Source organism: Micromonospora sp. WMMC415 (assembly GCF_009707425.1).
Lineage (GTDB): Bacteria > Actinomycetota > Actinomycetes > Mycobacteriales > Micromonosporaceae > Micromonospora.
The window spans coordinates 2,232,415-2,248,211 of the sequence record NZ_CP046104.1 but is presented as its reverse complement, the minus strand read 5'-3'; the positions used below and the strand labels follow the sequence as shown (position 1 = coordinate 2,248,211).

The 15,797-nt window shown below is 73.7% G+C and carries 15 protein-coding genes; 3 read left to right on the top strand and 12 right to left on the bottom strand.

Annotation, left to right across the window (positions count from 1 at the left end; all coding sequences use genetic code 11):
* Positions 1-93 precede the first annotated feature (93 nt).
* Together nadD and pepN are read right to left on the bottom strand one after the other, a co-directional pair.
* Positions 94-690: a nicotinate-nucleotide adenylyltransferase gene (nadD, locus tag GKC29_RS10900; RefSeq protein WP_155330705.1), complete on the bottom strand. Its 597-nt coding sequence runs from the start codon at positions 688-690 to the stop codon at positions 94-96.
* Between the two features lie 152 nt (positions 691-842).
* Positions 843-3,359 (bottom strand): aminopeptidase N, encoded by a 2,517-nt coding sequence (gene pepN, locus GKC29_RS10895; RefSeq protein ID WP_155330704.1) that lies wholly within the window; start codon positions 3,357-3,359, stop codon positions 843-845.
* Positions 3,360-3,426: 67 nt separating this feature from the next.
* Here pepN and GKC29_RS10890 point away from each other — a divergent pair, with 67 nt between their 5' ends.
* Both GKC29_RS10890 and GKC29_RS10885 read left to right on the top strand, forming a co-directional pair.
* Complete coding sequence (locus GKC29_RS10890; protein ID WP_155330703.1) at positions 3,427-3,645, top strand: DUF397 domain-containing protein; 219 nt, start codon at positions 3,427-3,429, stop codon at positions 3,643-3,645.
* A gap of 98 nt (positions 3,646-3,743) precedes the next feature.
* Complete coding sequence (locus GKC29_RS10885; protein WP_155330702.1) at positions 3,744-4,991, top strand: cytochrome P450; 1,248 nt, start codon at positions 3,744-3,746, stop codon at positions 4,989-4,991.
* A 39-nt stretch (positions 4,992-5,030) separates the two neighbouring features.
* Here the strand turns inward: GKC29_RS10885 and GKC29_RS10880 are convergent, their stop codons facing one another.
* The 5 genes from GKC29_RS10880 to GKC29_RS10860 form a co-directional block, all read right to left on the bottom strand.
* On the bottom strand, positions 5,031-6,200 hold the full coding sequence (locus GKC29_RS10880) for a zinc-dependent alcohol dehydrogenase (protein WP_155330701.1): 1,170 nt from the start codon (positions 6,198-6,200) through the stop codon (positions 5,031-5,033).
* A complete protein-coding gene (locus tag GKC29_RS10875; RefSeq protein WP_155330700.1) occupies positions 6,197-6,832 on the bottom strand; it encodes a cyclase in 636 nt (211 codons plus the stop codon). The genes GKC29_RS10880 and GKC29_RS10875 overlap by 4 nt, the downstream gene beginning before the upstream one ends.
* A gap of 260 nt (positions 6,833-7,092) precedes the next feature.
* Positions 7,093-7,743: a DUF3618 domain-containing protein gene (locus GKC29_RS10870; RefSeq protein WP_155330699.1), complete on the bottom strand. Its 651-nt coding sequence runs from the start codon at positions 7,741-7,743 to the stop codon at positions 7,093-7,095.
* Positions 7,740-8,168, bottom strand: coding sequence for a phage holin family protein (locus GKC29_RS10865; protein ID WP_155330698.1), 429 nt, complete (start codon positions 8,166-8,168; stop codon positions 7,740-7,742). Before GKC29_RS10865 ends, GKC29_RS10870 begins: the two co-directional genes overlap by 4 nt.
* A 31-nt stretch (positions 8,169-8,199) precedes the next feature.
* Positions 8,200-8,955, bottom strand: coding sequence for a hypothetical protein (locus GKC29_RS10860; RefSeq protein WP_155330697.1), 756 nt, complete (start codon positions 8,953-8,955; stop codon positions 8,200-8,202).
* Between the two features lie 250 nt (positions 8,956-9,205).
* On the opposite strand from GKC29_RS10860, the gene GKC29_RS10855 reads away from it, so the two are divergent.
* Positions 9,206-9,676, top strand: a complete 471-nt coding sequence (locus GKC29_RS10855; RefSeq protein WP_155330696.1) for a DUF4383 domain-containing protein — start codon at positions 9,206-9,208, stop codon at positions 9,674-9,676.
* A gap of 94 nt (positions 9,677-9,770) precedes the next feature.
* Here GKC29_RS10855 and GKC29_RS10850 read toward each other — a convergent pair whose 3' ends face one another.
* The 5 genes from GKC29_RS10850 to GKC29_RS10830 form a co-directional block, all read right to left on the bottom strand.
* Entirely contained in the window at positions 9,771-10,199 is a 429-nt protein-coding gene (locus tag GKC29_RS10850) for a GNAT family N-acetyltransferase (RefSeq protein WP_155330695.1), read from the bottom strand.
* 103 nt (positions 10,200-10,302) lie between these two features.
* Entirely contained in the window at positions 10,303-11,751 is a 1,449-nt protein-coding gene (gene obgE, locus GKC29_RS10845; RefSeq protein WP_155330694.1) for a GTPase ObgE, read from the bottom strand.
* Positions 11,752-11,841: 90 nt separating this feature from the next.
* Positions 11,842-12,096: a 50S ribosomal protein L27 gene (gene rpmA, locus GKC29_RS10840; RefSeq protein ID WP_088975624.1), complete on the bottom strand. Its 255-nt coding sequence runs from the start codon at positions 12,094-12,096 to the stop codon at positions 11,842-11,844.
* Positions 12,097-12,107: 11 nt separating this feature from the next.
* Positions 12,108-12,422 (bottom strand): 50S ribosomal protein L21, encoded by a 315-nt coding sequence (gene rplU / locus GKC29_RS10835; protein ID WP_109898987.1) that lies wholly within the window; start codon positions 12,420-12,422, stop codon positions 12,108-12,110.
* 240 nt (positions 12,423-12,662) lie between these two features.
* On the bottom strand, positions 12,663-15,764 hold the full coding sequence (locus GKC29_RS10830) for an Rne/Rng family ribonuclease (protein WP_155330693.1): 3,102 nt from the start codon (positions 15,762-15,764) through the stop codon (positions 12,663-12,665).
* Between the last annotated feature and the right edge of the window lie 33 nt (positions 15,765-15,797).

Here is a 15,797-nt window from a genome sequence, read left to right as displayed (position 1 = left end):
CGTGCGACCCCTCCAAGCCTCTCACACACCGGCGCGTTCCGACCGGTCAGTTACCGTGCGTCGAGGGTACGAACAACCGCATAGCGGGACAGATCACGCCCGATAGAGCCGGCGTTTGGCGATGTACTGCACCACACCGTCGGGGACCAGGTACCACACCGGCTCGCCCCGGGCGACGCGCTCGCGGCAGTCGGTCGACGAGATGGCCATCGCCGGCACCTGCACCAGGCTCACCGTGTCGGCGGGCAGGTGGGCGTCGGACAGGACGAAGCCGGGCCGGGTGACACCGACGAAGTGGGCCAGCTCGAAGATCTCGTCCAGGTCCTTCCAGGAGAGGATCTTCGACAGGGCGTCCGCACCAGTGATGAAGAAGAGCTGGGCCTTCGGGCCGTACTCGGCGTGCAGGTCGCGCAACGTGTCGACGGTGTAGGTGGGGCCGCCCCGGTCGATGTCGACCCGGCTGACCTGGAAGCGGGGGTTGGAGGCGGTGGCGATCACCGTCATCAGGTACCGGTCCTCGGCGGGGCTGACCGGCTCGTCGGCCTTCTGCCACGGCTGGCCGGTGGGGACGAAGATGACCTCGTCCAGCCCGAAGCGGTCGGCCACCTCGCTGGCCGCGACCAGGTGCCCGTGGTGGATCGGATCGAAGGTGCCGCCCATGATCCCGATCCGCCGGATGTCTTCCTCCACCCCGCGATCCTAGGCCGGGCCCCCGCCCGGCCGTCCCCGGCCCGTCCGGGGCTTCGGCTCCGGCTTCGCCTCGGCCGGGGCGGCACCGGCCGCGCCGACGATCGCCAGGGTCGCGCCGCCGGCACGGGCGGACCCGCGCCGGCCGGAACCGGTCAGGCCGCGGCGGCGGCGACGGCCGTGCGGGCGACCAGGGCGCGCCGCAGGTCGTCGTCCGCGTCGACGACGCGGCGGCGCAGACCGGGCGTGAGGTCGTCGCGGGCGAGCAGCGCCGCGACCGCCTCCCGGGTGGTCTGCGCGACGGCGTAGCGCGGGAACGCCAGGGCCGCGATCCGGTCGGCCACCCAGGGCGTACGGCGCTGCGCGGCGGCCGGCATGTCGGCGAAGTAGCGCGTCACGTACGGGCTGGTCAGCTCGGCCTGCTCCGGCTGCCAGAAGCCCTCGGCCGTGGCCTCGACCAGCCGGTTGGACAGCTCCGTGCCGGCAACGACGATCTCCCAGGCGGCCTGCTTGGCGGCCGGGTCGGGCAGCGCGGCCCGGCAGCGGGCGGCCCGCTCGGCGCCGGCCGCGCTCCGGTCGGCCGCCGCCTCGGCGGTGATCTCCGCCGGGCCCGCCGCCCCGAGCACCACCAGCCGGCCCAGCACCGCCCAGCGCAGCTCGGCGTCGACGGCGAGCCCCGGCGGCACGTCCCGGCCGGCCAGCCAGCCGGTCAGCAGGTCGGCGTCGGTGGTCGCGGCGATCCAGCCCCGGGCCGCCGCGAGCTGCAACGACCCGCCCACGGGAGCGGTGTCCAACAGGTGGCGGCAGGCCCCGGAGACGCGGACCAGGGCGGCCTCCCGGGCGAGCGGATCGAGATAGCGGTCGACCAGCGAACGGCTCAGCGTGAGCACGTCCTCGGCGATCACCACCTCGGTCTCCGCCGGCAGCGCGGCGGTGATCAGCCCCACCAGGGCGGCGACGGGTCGCTCCCCGTCGGCCGCGGCGTCCAGCGCCTCGCCCCAGAGCAGCGCCCGCGCGAGCGGGTCCGGCAGGCCGGGCAGCACCAGGGGCACGGCGTCCGCCGAGGCCGGGTCGAGGCGGATCTTGGCGAACGTCAGGTCACCGGCGTTGGGCAGCAGCAGCCGGGCGGCCGGGGTTCCGGCCAGGTCGGCGAGCACCGTACGGCCGCCGTCGGCGGCTGGATCCAGGTCGACCTCGGTGTGCGCGACGGAGCCGTCGGCCGCGTACCGGGCGACGCCGATCCGGTGCGGGCGCAGCACGGGGTGGGACTCGGGGGCGGTCTGCACCACCGCCACCTCGGCGTAGCGACCGTCGGCGTCGACGGCGACATCGGCGCGCAGCGTGTTGACCTGCGCCGTGCGCAGCCACCGGTCGGCCCAGCCGGTCAGGTCGCGCCCGCTCGCCGTGGACAGGCTGCCCAGCAGGTCGGCGAGGGTGGCGTTGCCGAACCGGTGCTTCGCGAAGTGGGCGTTGAGGCCGGCCAGGAAGGCGTCGTCGCCGAGCCACGCCACGAGCTGCCGCAGGACGCTGGCGCCCTTCGCGTACGAGATGCCGTCGAAGTTGAGCAGGCCCTCGGCGGCGTCGCGCACCTCCTGCGGCGCGACCGGGTGGGTGGACGGGCGCTGGTCGGCCGCGTACCCCCAGGCCTTGCGCTTCATGGCGAACGTCGTCCACGCGTTGTCGAAGCGGGTCGCCTCGGCGGTCACCCGGGTGCCCAGGTACTCGGCGAACGACTCGTTCAGCCACAGGTCGTCCCACCAGCGCATGGTCACCAGGTCGCCGAACCACATGTGCGCCATCTCGTGCGCGATGGTGGTGGCCCGCAGCTCGCGCTGCCTGTCGGTGACGGCCGACCGGAAGACGTAGTCGTCGCGGATGGTCACCAGGCCCGGGTTCTCCATGGCGCCGGCGTTGAACTCCGGCACGAACGCCTGGTCGTACTTGCCGAACGGGTACCGTTCGGCGAAGAGCTGGTGGAACCGGTCCAGGCACTGCTTGGTGACGGTGAAGATCTCGTCGATGTCGGCGTCCAGGTGGGCGGCGAGCGAGCGACGGCAGAAGACACCGAGCGGGACGCCGTCGTGCTCGTCCCGCCGGACGTGCCAGGGCCCGGCGATCAGCGAGACGAAGTACGTGGCCAGTGGCGCGGTCCGGGCGAACTCCCACCGGCCGGGGCGCGGGGTGGCGGCCGGCTCGCCGTTGGCGGCGACCGTCCAGTGCTCCGGGGCGGTGACCGTGAGGGTGACCGGGGCCTTCAGGTCGGGCTGGTCGAACGCGGCGAAGATGCGCTGCACGTCGTCGAGGAAGGACATCGCGTACAGGTACGTCTCGCCGTCGGCCGGGTCGACGAACCGGTGCATGCCCTCACCGGTGTTCGAGTACGCCATGTCGGCCTCGACCGTGAGCGTGTTGTGCGCGGCGAGACCGGACAGCGGCAGCCGGTTGTCGTCCAGTGCGGCCGGATCGAGGTCGGTGCCGTTGAGGCGGGCCGACCGCAGGGCCGCGGGCTTGCACTCGACGAACGTGCCGGCGCCGGGGGTCGCCCGGAACCGGATGGTGACGTGCGAGCGGAACAGCTCGCCGCCGCCGGTCAGGTCGAGGTCCACCTGGTAGGACTCGACGGTAATCACCGCGGCGCGCGCGGTCGCCTCTACACGGGTCAGGCTCGGCATCCGCTTATCCTGCCCGATGGGGATTCCGACCCGCGCCCCCCGACCTGCGGTACTGGAGGACTGGATCATGACGACGCACCCCAAGGGCGACTTCGACCTCTCCCGGGCGGTCTGGCAGCGGGCCGAGGGTGACACCTCCGACGCCGCCGTCGAGGTCGCGTTCGTCGACGACCTGATCGGCATGCGCAACTCGGCCGACCCGGACGGTCCGGTGCTGGTGTTCACCCAGGCCGAGTGGGACGCCTTCGTCGCCGGCGCCCAGGACGGCGAGTTCGACCTCGACTAGCGCCTGCGTCGGAGCCCTCGGTCGACGGTGTGGGGGTGGATTCAGCGGCGTTGGCCCGGGTAGAAGCGGTCGGCGGACGAGCTGCGTCAGGAGGAGCGATGGCGACGATGCCGGTGGACCGCAGCCCGGACAGCACGTTGTCGTTCCTGCGCTCCGGCTACCGGTTCATCAGCGACCGGTGCGACCGCTACGGCACGGACATCTTCACCACTCGGCTCCTGCTGGTGACCACCACCTGCCTGCGTGGCCGGCCGGCCGCCGAGCTGTTCTACGACACCGAGCGCTTCGTCCGGGCGAAGGCCATGCCGCTGCGGGCCCAGCGCACGCTCACCGGCGTCGGCGGGGTGCAGGGCCTCGACGGCGCGCCGCACGCCGACCGCAAGGCGATGTTCATGTCGATCATGACCCCGAGCGGGATCAGCCGGCTCGGCCAGCTCTTCGACGACGAGTGGCGGGCCCGGATCCCGGTCTGGGAGCGCTCCGGGCCGGTGGTGCTCTACCAGGAGGTGGCCCGGATCCTCACCCGGGCGGTCTGCGCCTGGGCGGGCGTGCCGCTGGCGGAGTCGCAGGTGAACCGGCGTACCGCCGAGCTGCACGCGATGATCGAGAGCGCGGCGGCGATCGGCCCGAACCACTGGCGGGGCCGGCTCGCCCGGGGCCGCGGCGAACGCTGGGCCGGCGACCTGGTCGAGCGGGTACGCGCCGGCACGCTGCCCGCGCCGGAGGGCAGCGCGCTGCGGGCCGTCGCCGAGCACCGCGATGTGGAGGGCCGTCTCCTTCCCCGCCGGATCGCCGCGGTGGAGCTGCTGAACGTGCTGCGCCCCACCGTCGCGGTGGACCGCTTCGTCGTCTTCGCGGCCCTGGCACTGCACGACCACCCGGCCTGGCGGGAGCGGGTCGGCGAGAGCGACGAGACCACCGAGAGCTTCGTGCAGGAGGTACGGCGGTACTACCCGTTCTTCCCGGTCACCGCCGCCCGGGTACGGCGCTCCTTCGACTGGCAGGGCTACCACTTCCCCGAGGGCCGCCGGGTGCTGCTCGACCTGTACGGCACCAACCACGACCCGGCGCTCTGGCCCTCCCCGGAGGAGTTCCGCGCGGATCGGTTCATCGGTTGGCGCGGCGACCCGTTCAGCTTCATTCCGCAGGGCGGCGGTGAGCACCGCACCGGGCACCGGTGCCCGGGCGAGTGGATCACCATCGAGCTGATGAAGCGCGCGGTGACCAACCTGACCAGCGCCATGGCGTACGACGTACCGCCGCAGGACCTGGCCCTGGACCTCGGCCGGATGCCGACGCTGCCGGCGAGCGGCTTCGTCGTCACCGGCGTCCGCCGCACCGCCTGACCCGCCCCGCGCCCCGGTCGGGGCGCGGGGCGCGGGCCGTCAGGGATGCAGGACGGTACGGAGGCAGCCCTCCTCCTTCTTCTCGAAGATCTCGTAGCCGCGCGCGCCCTCGGTCAGCGGCATCGGGTGGGTGGCCAGGTAACCGGGGTCGATCTCGCCGGCCGCGACCCGGTCCAGCAGCATGGGGATGTAACGCTGGGCGTGCATCTGGCCCATCCGCAGCACGAGGGCCTTGTTCATGGCCGCGCCCAGCGGGAACTTGTCGATGAACCCGGTGTAGACGCCGACGATGCTGACCGTGCCGCCCTTACGGCACGCCATGATCGCCTGCCGCACGGAGGTGGGCCGGTCGGACTGCATCCGGGCGGTCTGCTTCGCCTTGTCGTACGCGTACGCCGGACCGACGTCGTGCGACTCCATGCCGACGGCCTCGACGCACGCGTCCGGGCCCCGGCCCGCCGTCATCTCCCGGAGCGCCTCCAGGACGTCGGTCTCCGCGTAGTTGACCGTCTCCACTCCGAGCCGGTCGGCGGCGGTGGCCAGCCGTTCCGGCAGCCGGTCGACCATGATCACCCGTTCGGCGCCGAGCAGCTGCGCGGCGCGGGCCGCCATCTGGCCGACCCCGCCGGCACCCCAGACCGCGACCACCTCGCCGCCGGTCAGGCCGCAGAAGTCGGCGGCCATCCAGCCGGTCGGCATCGCGTCGGAGGCGAACACCACCGAGTCGTCGGGCACCCCGTCGGGCACCTTGAACGCCCCGACGTCGCCGAACGGCACCCGCACGTACTCGGCGTGGCTGCCGGAGTAGCCGCCGGCGGCGTGCGAGTAGCCGAGGATGCCGGCGGGCGAGTGCCCCCACATCTTCTCGGCGAAGACCGGCTGCGGGTTGGAGTTGTCGCAGAGCGAGTACTGCTCGGTGCGGCAGTACCAGCAGCCGCCGCACGCCACCACCGAGCCGACGACGACCCGGTCGCCGACGGTCAGCCGGCGTACGCCCGGCCCGGTCTCCACGACCTCGCCCATGAACTCGTGGCCGAGGATGTCGCCCTCCCGCATCGCCGGCACGAACCCGTTGATGAGGTGCAGGTCGGAGCCGCAGACGCTGCTCGCCCGGACCCGCACGATGACGTCGCCCTCCGCGCGGATGTGCGGTTCCGGTACGTCGCGTACGGCGAGCTTGCCGACGCCCTCCCAGCACAGCGCCTTCACGCCCGTCCTCCCGCTGTGAGCTTCTCCCGGACCTTGTCGGTGGCCTTCTCCTGTTCCGGGCTGCGCCCGGACGGGTCGCGCCGGGTGTCGATCACCTGGCCGCACTCGACGAGCGACTTGACCCGGCGCAGGGTGTCGCGCAGCGCCAGGTCCGGCTCGTGGCTGGTGGCCAGGCCGATCGCCCGGCGCAGCGGACCGGACCGGTACCGCAGCTCAGCCCGGATCTCGGTGCCCCGCCCCTGCGGTGCGGGCACCAGCTCGACCGTGCCCTCCTGTTCCGGCCCGTCGGTCACCCGCCAGCGCAGCCGGCCCCGCCCCTCGACCGTGATCTCGGCCTGCCACTGCGTGCCCACCCCGCCGGGTTCGGTCGCCACCGCGCGCCACCGGTTGTCGTCGAACTGCTCCAGGGTCGCCCACTCGGCCAGCGCGCGGTCCATCCGCCCCCGGTCGGTCCAGAATCCGATCACCGCCTCCACCGGCCGGTCGACGGTCACCCCGCGCCGCACCACGTACCAGCCGTTCCGCCGCTCGGGCTGGTGCCGGTGCCGCCGCCGGGCGACCGCGCGACCGACGCCGACCGCCGTCACCGTGGTGGCGCCGAGCAGCGCCCACCTCGTTCCGTTGCTGGTCATCACGTCTCCTCCACCCGGGCGGCCCGGGACTGGGCCGCCCGCCTCACGCCAGCGCTACCCGGGAGAAGGCCCCCGAAACGAAGCCGGCCGCCCCCGCTCCACCCCCACGATCGTGCCCTTCCTGCCCGCTCAGGTCGGGGTGATCCGGGCATTCGACGGCCAGAAGTGCACGATCGCGGAGCGGCGCGACGTACGCGACAGCTCGCGGCCACCTCTTCCAGAGACGTGGCCGCGAGCTGCGGCGTACGGCGACACCAGGGTCAGGGGCGCACCTGTTCGCGGGACTGCTGGGCCTGGCCCTGGACGTCCTGGGCCGCGGACCTGCTGTCGTCCCTGACAGTCTGCACGGCGTCCTGGGCGGTGGACTTCACCGACTCGGCGGCCTGCTGCGCCGGCTCGCGCAGTTCCTCCTTGACCTCCTGGGCGACCTCGGTCAGCTTCTCCTTGACCACCCCGGCGTGCTCACCGGCACGCTCCTTGACCTGCGTGGCCACCCGCTGCTCGCGCTGCGTGGCCGGGATCAGCGAGGAGGCGAGCCAACCGACGCCGAACGCGATCAGGCCGGCGGCGAGCGGGTTGCCCTCCGACTTCTGCCGGATCACCTGCGGCGCCCGGTGCGCGGCGTCGCTCACCGTCGAGGCGGCCGAGTGCGCCTTGTCGCCGACGGTGGAGGCCGCCGAGGATGCGTGGTCGCCGACGGCGTGGGCGCCGTGCTTCGTGTTGTGGCCGAGGTCCGACGCGGTTCCCATCACCTTGTCCCTCACATTCTGCAGCGCGCCGCGGACCCGCTGCTTACGGTCGTCGACGATGCGCGACGGGCTGACCTTGTACGCCAGCGCGTCCACATCGGAGCTCAGGTTGCTGCGGGTGGCTTCGATCTCCCGGCGGATCTGCTCCGGGTCCGTGCTCATCGGGTGACCTCCTGCGGGTGGGGCTTGAGCGCGTCGGGGATCCGCTGCACGCTCTCGTTGGTCTGCTTGAGGCCGCGGATACGCTCCGCGTTCTTCTTCGCCATGGAGTAGAGGACGGCGGCGATCGCGCCCCAGAGGACGGCGACGATCAGGGCCGCCCAGCCGGCGTCCATCACGTTGGACAGCCCGGCCCAGAGGGCGATCGACAGGAACAGGGCCACCATGTAGCCACCGAAGCCGGCGCCGCCGAAGAACCCGGCCGCCTTGCCCGCCTTCTTCCCCTCCTCGCGGATCTCGGCCTTGGCCAGTTCCACCTCCTGCCGCATCAGCGTCGACAGGTCGCTGGTGACCTGGCGCATCAGCTCACCGATGGAGCTGTTGCGGACCTCGTCCGCGTCGTGCGGGTGATATCCGGGCGTGGTCATGCCGCCGCCTCCCTTCGGATGACTCGGCCGGTCACGGACGGGTGGTCCCGCTCGTCGGCACACCGGGCAGCGGGTCGGTCGCGGCCGGCGGGGGCAGCGGCTGCCCGGTGCCACCGGCGGGGTCGGCGTAGCTGGTCGTGGTCTGCGGGTCCACGTACGCGCCCGGGGTGGGGTCCAGGTAGCCGCCGGGCGGGATCTGGTCCGGGACCGCCCGCGCGGTCGGGATGACGGCGGTGCGCTCCGGGTCGTAGTCGGGGCCGTGGGCGCCCTGACCGTCGGAGTCGCTCGCGGCCGAGATGTTGCGGGTCAGCCGGCCGGCGAGCACGCCGAGCACGGCGGCGCCGACCAGGAAGGTGCCCGGGTTGCGGCGGGCGTAGTCGCGCACCTCGGCGATGATGTCGCCGGGCTCGCGCTGCTCCAGCCAGCCGGCCACGCCGTGCACGCGGTCGGCGGCCTGGCGGGCGAGTTCGCTCACCGGGCCGGCCTGGCCGCCCTGCTCGGCCATCGTTCGCATCTCGTCGGCCAGCGAGCGGAGCCCGCCTGCGGCGCGGCGCTGCTGCTCACCGGTCTGGCTGGCGAGTTGGCTGCGCGCCTCGCCGTACAGGTTCCGGGCCTGCCGCCGGGCCTCGCCGGCGACCTCCCGGCCCTGCTCCCTGGCGGTCTCGGCGACCGCCCCACCGGCCTGCTTGGCCTCCGAGCCCACCTGGCGGGCCTGCTCGCGCACCCCGCCCCCGTTCGTGGACTCCGACCCGTACGTGGACGACGTAGGTGACAGATCGTAGGTCATGATGTCCCTTCCGCTCGGATGACCGGCGCGGTCGATTCTGGGGGGTACGGCGACGGTCGTACCGCCGCCGACGAATCCCTACCCTGCGTTTCCGCTTCCATGCCTGATCGGCGATTTCTCTGCGGAGCGACCCGGACGGACTTCAAAATGGAGGATCGTCGGGTCCGGACGCCGCCGTCACGGAGAGTGCGGGCGATCCGCGCCCCCGGCGCCACGGACAGCGGTCCGTGGATCCACGAAAGGTGCAGCGATGGCGCGGAACGCACGCGGCGGGTCGAGGACCCGGGTCCAGCTCGCGGCCCTCGCTGTGGCCGGGCTCTTCGTCCTGCTCGGGGTGCTCGGGTTCGTTCCCGGGGTCACCACCGACTACGACGGCATGCGGTTCGCCGGGCACCACTCGGAGGCGAAGTTGCTCGGTCTCTTCCAGGTGTCGGTCCTGCACAACATCCTGCACCTGGGGTTCGGCCTGGTCGGTCTGGTCCTGGCCCGGCGGATCGCCGGGGCGCGGCTCTTCCTGGCCGGCGGCGGCGCCCTCTACCTCGGCCTCTGGCTCTACGGCCTCGCTGTCAACCAGGAGAGCGCGGCGAACCTCATCCCGGTCAACGACGCCGCCAACTGGCTGCACCTCTTCCTCGGCTTCGGCATGCTCGCCCTCGGCCTCCTGCTCTCCAACCGGGTGGGCACCGGCGGCCGGCTCGACACGCCGTTCGACCGGCCCTGACGTCCCACGTCGGCCGGACCGGCGGCGGGCGTCCGGCACCGCCGGCATGACGGCCGCCGGTGGCCACGCCCCGGTCCCGGCCCGCCCGCCGGTGTCAGGCCGCGACCGGCAGCCGCTTCGCGAAGCAGACGGTGTACGGGTCCGGCTCGCCGTACCCGGGGATGCGCCGGTAGCCGCACGTCGCGTAGAAGCCGGCCAGGTGCCCGGCGGTCCGCAGCCGGACCAGCGCGCGACCGGACCGGAAGGCCATCTCCTCCAGCGCCGCCAGCAGTTGCCGGGCGATGCCCCTTCCCCGGTACGCCGGCCGGACGTACAGCCGGTGCAGCTCGCCGCTCCCGTCGTCGAGGGCCCGCAGCCCGCCGCACGCGACCGCCCGGCCACCGAGGACCGCCACCAGGAAACGGAGTTCCTCCGGCGGAGCGCCGGGCGGGCCGGCGAAGCCGCTGTCGCACAGTTCGCGGTGCTGGGCCGCCACCAGGGCGGCGAGTTCCGGATCGCTGGCGGTACGTGCCGTGATCAGCATCACCCGACGTTAAGCCGGGCGTCTGTCGCGCAGGTTGCGGGCAGTCGACCCGACCACGGAGCGCACCGAGCTATTCGGCGTCCTGCTCCGGTTCGCCCGCCTCCTATTCGGCGTCCTGCTCCGGTTCGCCCGCCTCGACCTCGTCGGCCGGCCGCTGCCGCCGGGCCTTGCGGGCGGCCAGCCGCTCGGCGGCGCTGGGCCGGTGCGCCTTGTCCTCCAGCCGGATGTCGGCACCGCGGACGCCGGGGACGAAGTCGGCGCCGGCGTACAGGGTGGGCTGCCAGTCGAACTCGCGCTCCCCGATGCGCACCAGGTCGCCGGCCTGCGCCCCGGCCTTGCCGAGCTTCTCCTCGACGCCCAGGCGGGCCAGCCGGTCGGCCAGGTAGCCGATCGCCTCGTCGTTGTCGAAGTTCGTCTGCCGGACCCAACGCTCGGGTCGGACGCCCCGCACGACCCAGGCGCCGTCCGGGGCGGCCTCGATCGTGAAGCCCGCGTCGTCGACCGCCGTCGGCCGGATGACGATCCGGGTGGGCTCGGCCGGCGGCGCGGCGGCCCGCGCGACCTCGACCAGCTCCGCCATCGCGTACATGAGCTCCTTGAGCCCCTCGCGGGTCGCGGCGGAGACCTCGAACACCCGGAAGCCGCGTGCCTCCAGGTCGGGCCGGACGATCTCGGCCAGGTCCCGCCCGTCCGGCACGTCGACCTTGTTGAGCGCGACCAGGCGGGGCCGGTCGGCGAGTCCTCCGTACGCGGTCAGCTCCGCCTCGATCGTCTCGATGTCGGCGACCGGGTCGCGGTCCGTCTCCAGCGTCGCGGTGTCGACCACGTGAACCAGCACCGAGCAGCGCTCGATGTGCCGGAGGAACTCCAGGCCGAGCCCCTTGCCGGTGGCCGCGCCGGGGATCAGGCCGGGCACGTCCGCGACGGTGAAGGTGTGGTTGTCCACCCGGACCACGCCGAGGTTCGGCACGAGGGTGGTGAACGGGTAGTCGGCGATCTTCGGCTTGGCGGCCGAGATCACCGAGATCAGCGACGACTTGCCGGCGGACGGGTAGCCGACCAGGCCGACGTCGGCGACGCTCTTCAGCTCCAGCACCACGTCGATCACGTCGCCGGGCTCGCCCAGTTCGGCGAAGCCGGGCGCCTTGCGGCGGGCGTTGGCCAGCGCCGCGTTGCCCCGGCCGCCACGGCCGCCCCGGGCGACCTCGAAGGTGGTGCCGGCGCCGACCATGTCGGCCAGCACCGTGCCGTCGAGGGCCTGCACGACCGTGCCGTTCGGCACCTTCAGCACCAGGTCGGCGCCGTTCGCGCCGTCCCGGTTCGAGCCGGCGCCGCCCTTGCCGTTGGCTGCCTTGACGTGCGGGCGGAAATGGAAGTCGAGCAGCGTGTGGACCTGCGGGTCGACCACCAGGGAGACGCTGCCGCCGTGCCCGCCGTTGCCGCCGTCGGGCCCGCCGAAGGGCTTGAACTTCTCCCGGTGGATCGAGGTGCAGCCGTGCCCGCCGTCGCCGGCCTGCAAATGCAGGACGACCCGGTCAACGAACGTCGTCACGCCACCAATCCTTCCAGCGAGGTACGCCCCCGCACGAGAAAAAGCGAAGCGGGCCGGGACCCGAGGTCCGCGGCCCGCAACGCCTTCGAACTACTGCTGCGGCACGATGCTGACGGTCTTGCGGCCGCGCTTGGTGCCGAACTGGACCGCGCCGGCGGCCAGCGCGAAGAGCGTGTCGTCTCCGCCGCGGCCGACCAGGTCACCCGGGTGGAACTTGGTGCCGCGCTGGCGGATGAGGATCTCACCCGCGCTCACGACCTGACCACCGAAGCGCTTCACGCCGAGCCGCTGGGCCGCGGAGTCACGGCCGTTACGCGAGCTGGACGCACCCTTTTTGTGAGCCATTGGAGGACGACCTACTTCCCGCTGGAGATGCCGGTCACCTTGACCTGGGTCAGCGGCTGGCGGTGACCCTGGCGCTTGTGGTAGCCGGTCTTGTTCTTGAACTTGTGGATCCGGATCTTCGGGCCCTTGGTGTGCGCGGCGATCTCGCCGGACACCTCGACCTTGGCAAGCTTCGCCGCGTCGGTCACCAGGTCGTCACCGTCGACGAGGAGCACCGCGGCGAGCTTCACCGCGTCGCCGGGGGCACCGACGAGCTTCTCGACCTCGATCACGTCGCCTTCGGCGACCTTGTACTGCTTGCCGCCGGTCTTGACGATCGCGTACATCGGAGGCGGACTCCCTGTCGTTGAGGCTGCTGGCGGTCGTTCCCACGGCGGCTCGCCGGGCAGCAGAGGCACGGCGGCGTGGGCACGCGGGAACTCGGCACACCAAAGTGCGCCGCAGGCAAGCGTACGCCATGGTCGGGCCGACTCCCAAACCGGGCCCGCCCGAAGAGCCCACCCTACCCGGCCGCACACGACGACAGGGCCCCCGCCGGAGCGGGAGCCCTGTCGTGAGCCGATCGGTCAGGGGCGGGTACGCCGGCGGGCGCCACCCCTCCGGGACCGTCGCCGGCCGGAGCCGCCCTCGGACTCCTCGCCGTCGCCCAGCGCGTCCGGGTCGTCGGGCGCCGCCAGCCGGGCCGAGTCGCCGGTCTGGCTGTCGGCGATGTCCGGCGCGGCCGGCGTCTCGGTCTCGTACCGGGACAGGTCGTAGCCCATCGTGTCGTAGTAGTCGGCGTCCGACCCGGTCGTCGTGGCGCCGGTGGCGTCGGTGGTGCCGATGATGTCGGCCGGGCTCTCGTCCTCGGTGACCTCGACCACCGTCCGCTCCGCCGGGACGCTCTTGCGGCCGCGGCGGCGGGACGAGGTGCCCGCCTCGGCGACGGGCGCGGCCGAGGCGACGGCCTTGACCTTCTCCCCCGCGCCGCCCGGGCGGGCCTTCTCCGGCACCGGCTCGGTGTGGATGATCAGGCCCCGGCCCTTGCAGCACTCGCAGGTCTCGCTGAACGCCTCCAGCAGGCCCGCGCCGATCCGCTTGCGGGTCATCTGCACCAGGCCGAGCGAGGTGATCTCGGTGACCTGGTGCTTGGTGCGGTCCCGCCCGAGGCACTCGGTCAGCCGGCGCAGCACCAGCTCCCGGTTCGACTCCAGCACCATGTCGATGAAGTCGATCACCACGATGCCGCCGATGTCGCGCAGCCGCAGCTGGCGGACGATCTCCTCGGCGGCCTCCAGGTTGTTCCGGGTGACCGTCTCCTCCAGGTTGCCGCCGGCACCGGTGTACTTGCCGGTGTTGACGTCCACCACGGTCATCGCCTCGGTCCGGTCGATGACCAGGTGGCCGCCGGAGGGGAGGAAGACCTTCCGGTCCAGGCCCTTGAGGATCTGCTCGTCGATCCGGTACTCGGCGAACACGTCGCTCGCGCCCAGGTGGCGGCGCAGGCGGGCGACCAGGTCCGGCGAGACGTGCGACAGGTACGACTCGACCATGCCGTACGCGCCTTCGCCCTCGATCACCAGCTCCCGGAAGTCCTCGTTGAAGAGGTCCCGGACGACGCGGATGACCAGGTCGGGCTCCTCGTAGAGCAGCACCGGGGCGCCGCCCTCGGCGGCCTTGGCCTGGATGTCCTCCCACTGCGCCTGGAGCCGCTTGACGTCGCGGGCCAGCTCGTCCTCGCTGGCGCCCTCGGCCGCGGTGCGGACGATCACGCCGGCACCGTCCGGGACCAGCTTCTTCAGCACGTCCCGCAGGCGCTTGCGCTCGTTGTCCGGCAGCTTGCGGCTGATCCCGGACGCGTTGCCGCCCGGGACGTAGACGAGGTGCCGGCCGGAGAGCGCCACGTGGCTGGTCAACCGGGCGCCCTTGTGCCCGATCGGGTCCTTGGTGACCTGCACCAGCACCGAGTCACCGGACCTGAGGGCCTGCTCGATCGACCGGGCCCGGCCCTCCAGGCCGGTGGTGTCCCAGTTGACCTCGCCCGCGTACAGCACGGCGTTGCGGCCCCGGCCGATGTCGACGAACGCCGCCTCCATGCTGGGCAGCACGTTCTGCACCTTGCCCAGGTACACGTTGCCGGCCATCGTGGCGGCCGAGTTGCGGGTCACGTAGTGCTCGACCAGCACGCCGTCCTCCAGGACGGCGATCTGCGTACGGTCGCCGCGCTGGCGGACGGCCATCACCCGGTCGACCGCCTCCCGCCGGGCCAGGAACTCGGCCTCGCTGAGGATCGGCGGGCGGGTACGCCGCTGCTCACGGCCGTCCCGGCGCCGCTGGCGCTTGGCCTCCAGGCGGGTGGAGCCGGAGACGCCCTGCACCTCGTCGACCGTACGGCGCGGCTCCCGGATCTTCACGACCGTCGGCACGCCGTCGTCCGTGGCCGCCTCGACGTCGCCCGCTCCCCGCCGCCGCCGGCGCCGGCGGCGGCGGGTCAGCCCGTCGCCGTCCTCGGCCTCGGGCTCCTCGTCCTCCTCGGCCTCGGGCTCCTCCGCCTCGGCCTGAGCGGCCTCCTCGGCCTCCTCGTCCTCGTCGGCACCGCCCTTGCCCCGGCCGCGGCCACGCCGGCCACGCCGGCGCCGCCGACGGCCGGCGGCCGTCTCGTCCTCGTCCTCGTCCTCGGCGACCTCGACGGCCTCCTCGGTCGGCTCCTCCTCGACCTCGACGGCCTCGACCGGCTCGACCGGCTCGACCGGCTCGACGTCGCGGCGACCGCGCCGGCGGCGGCGCGGCGGCTCGGCCGCCTCCTCGGCGGCGGGCTCCTCGACGGTCCGCGCGGCGGGGATCTCCTCCGGCTGCGGGGCCATGAACAGCACCGTCGGCGCGGAGAGGGCCGCCCGCCGGCGCCGCGTCGGGCGCTCCGGCTCGGCCTCCTCGGCGGGAGCGGACACCCCGGAGGGCACCTCTGCGGCGCCGCCGGCAGCGGTCTGCGCCGCGCCGAACTCGGTGCCGGCCTCCGGCTCGACCTCGGTCCCGGTCGCGCCGGCCTCGGCCGCCACCGGCTCCGCCGGCGCGGCCTCGGTGCCGATCCCGGCGGCGTCGGCCGGGGTCTCCGCGGCCGGCTCGGCGGCCGCGGGGGCCGCCTTCTTGCGTCGGGTACGGGTCACCTTCACCGGCGGTACGACGTCCGCCCCGGCCTCCTCCGCCGCGGCCGCGGTGAGGGGCTCCTCGGCGGCCCTGGTCGTGGTGGCCTTGCGGCGGCGGCGCGTCGCCTTCGCGGGCGGCTCCCCGTCCCCGGACACGGGGGCGAGCACCTCCGCCTGGGGGGCCTCGCCGCTGCCCGGCACGGCGTCGCTGCTGGCCTCGACCGGGGCCTCGGTCTGCTCGGGCTGGGTCACCGGGGCGACCCGCCGCCGGCTGGCGCGCTTGCGGGGGGTCGACGGCGGGCCCAGTTCGGCGACGCCGCTGTCGGCGAGCTCGCCCGGGGCGGGGCCGGTCGACGCACCGGGGGCGTCGCCCGCCGGCTCGTCCGGGCTGGCCGCGGCGGGCTCGCCGGCGGTCGGGTTCCCGCTCTCCGCCGACGGGTCGGCGGGGTTCGTGGGGGCACCGCCCTGGGCGGTGTGGTGTGCGGCGGTCTCGCCAACCGGCTGGGAGCCGGTGCGTTCGCCGCCCTCGGGCTCGTTCTCGAGCATGGGCGTTCTCCAGTTCTGGCTGCCCCGGGCGCG

What these genes read in the sequence shown, in the direction of transcription:
- GKC29_RS10890 (WP_155330703.1), top strand. Translation starts at nt 3,427, where the DNA reads ATGACGACGCACCCCAAGGGCGACTTCGACCTCTCCCGGGCGGTCTGG.
- rpmA (WP_088975624.1), bottom strand. Translation starts at nt 12,096, where the DNA reads ATGGCTCACAAAAAGGGTGCGTCCAGCTCGCGTAACGGCCGTGACTCC.
- GKC29_RS10855 (WP_155330696.1), top strand. Translation starts at nt 9,206, where the DNA reads ATGGCGCGGAACGCACGCGGCGGGTCGAGGACCCGGGTCCAGCTCGCG.
- GKC29_RS10885 (WP_155330702.1), top strand. Translation starts at nt 3,744, where the DNA reads ATGGCGACGATGCCGGTGGACCGCAGCCCGGACAGCACGTTGTCGTTC.
- GKC29_RS10870 (WP_155330699.1), bottom strand. Translation starts at nt 7,743, where the DNA reads ATGAGCACGGACCCGGAGCAGATCCGCCGGGAGATCGAAGCCACCCGC.
- GKC29_RS10865 (WP_155330698.1), bottom strand. Translation starts at nt 8,168, where the DNA reads ATGACCACGCCCGGATATCACCCGCACGACGCGGACGAGGTCCGCAAC.
- pepN (WP_155330704.1), bottom strand. Translation starts at nt 3,359, where the DNA reads ATGCCGAGCCTGACCCGTGTAGAGGCGACCGCGCGCGCCGCGGTGATT.
- GKC29_RS10875 (WP_155330700.1), bottom strand. Translation starts at nt 6,832, where the DNA reads ATGACCAGCAACGGAACGAGGTGGGCGCTGCTCGGCGCCACCACGGTG.
- GKC29_RS10860 (WP_155330697.1), bottom strand. Translation starts at nt 8,955, where the DNA reads ATGACCTACGATCTGTCACCTACGTCGTCCACGTACGGGTCGGAGTCC.
- rplU (WP_109898987.1), bottom strand. Translation starts at nt 12,422, where the DNA reads ATGTACGCGATCGTCAAGACCGGCGGCAAGCAGTACAAGGTCGCCGAA.
- GKC29_RS10850 (WP_155330695.1), bottom strand. Translation starts at nt 10,199, where the DNA reads ATGCTGATCACGGCACGTACCGCCAGCGATCCGGAACTCGCCGCCCTG.
- GKC29_RS10830 (WP_155330693.1), bottom strand. Translation starts at nt 15,764, where the DNA reads ATGCTCGAGAACGAGCCCGAGGGCGGCGAACGCACCGGCTCCCAGCCG.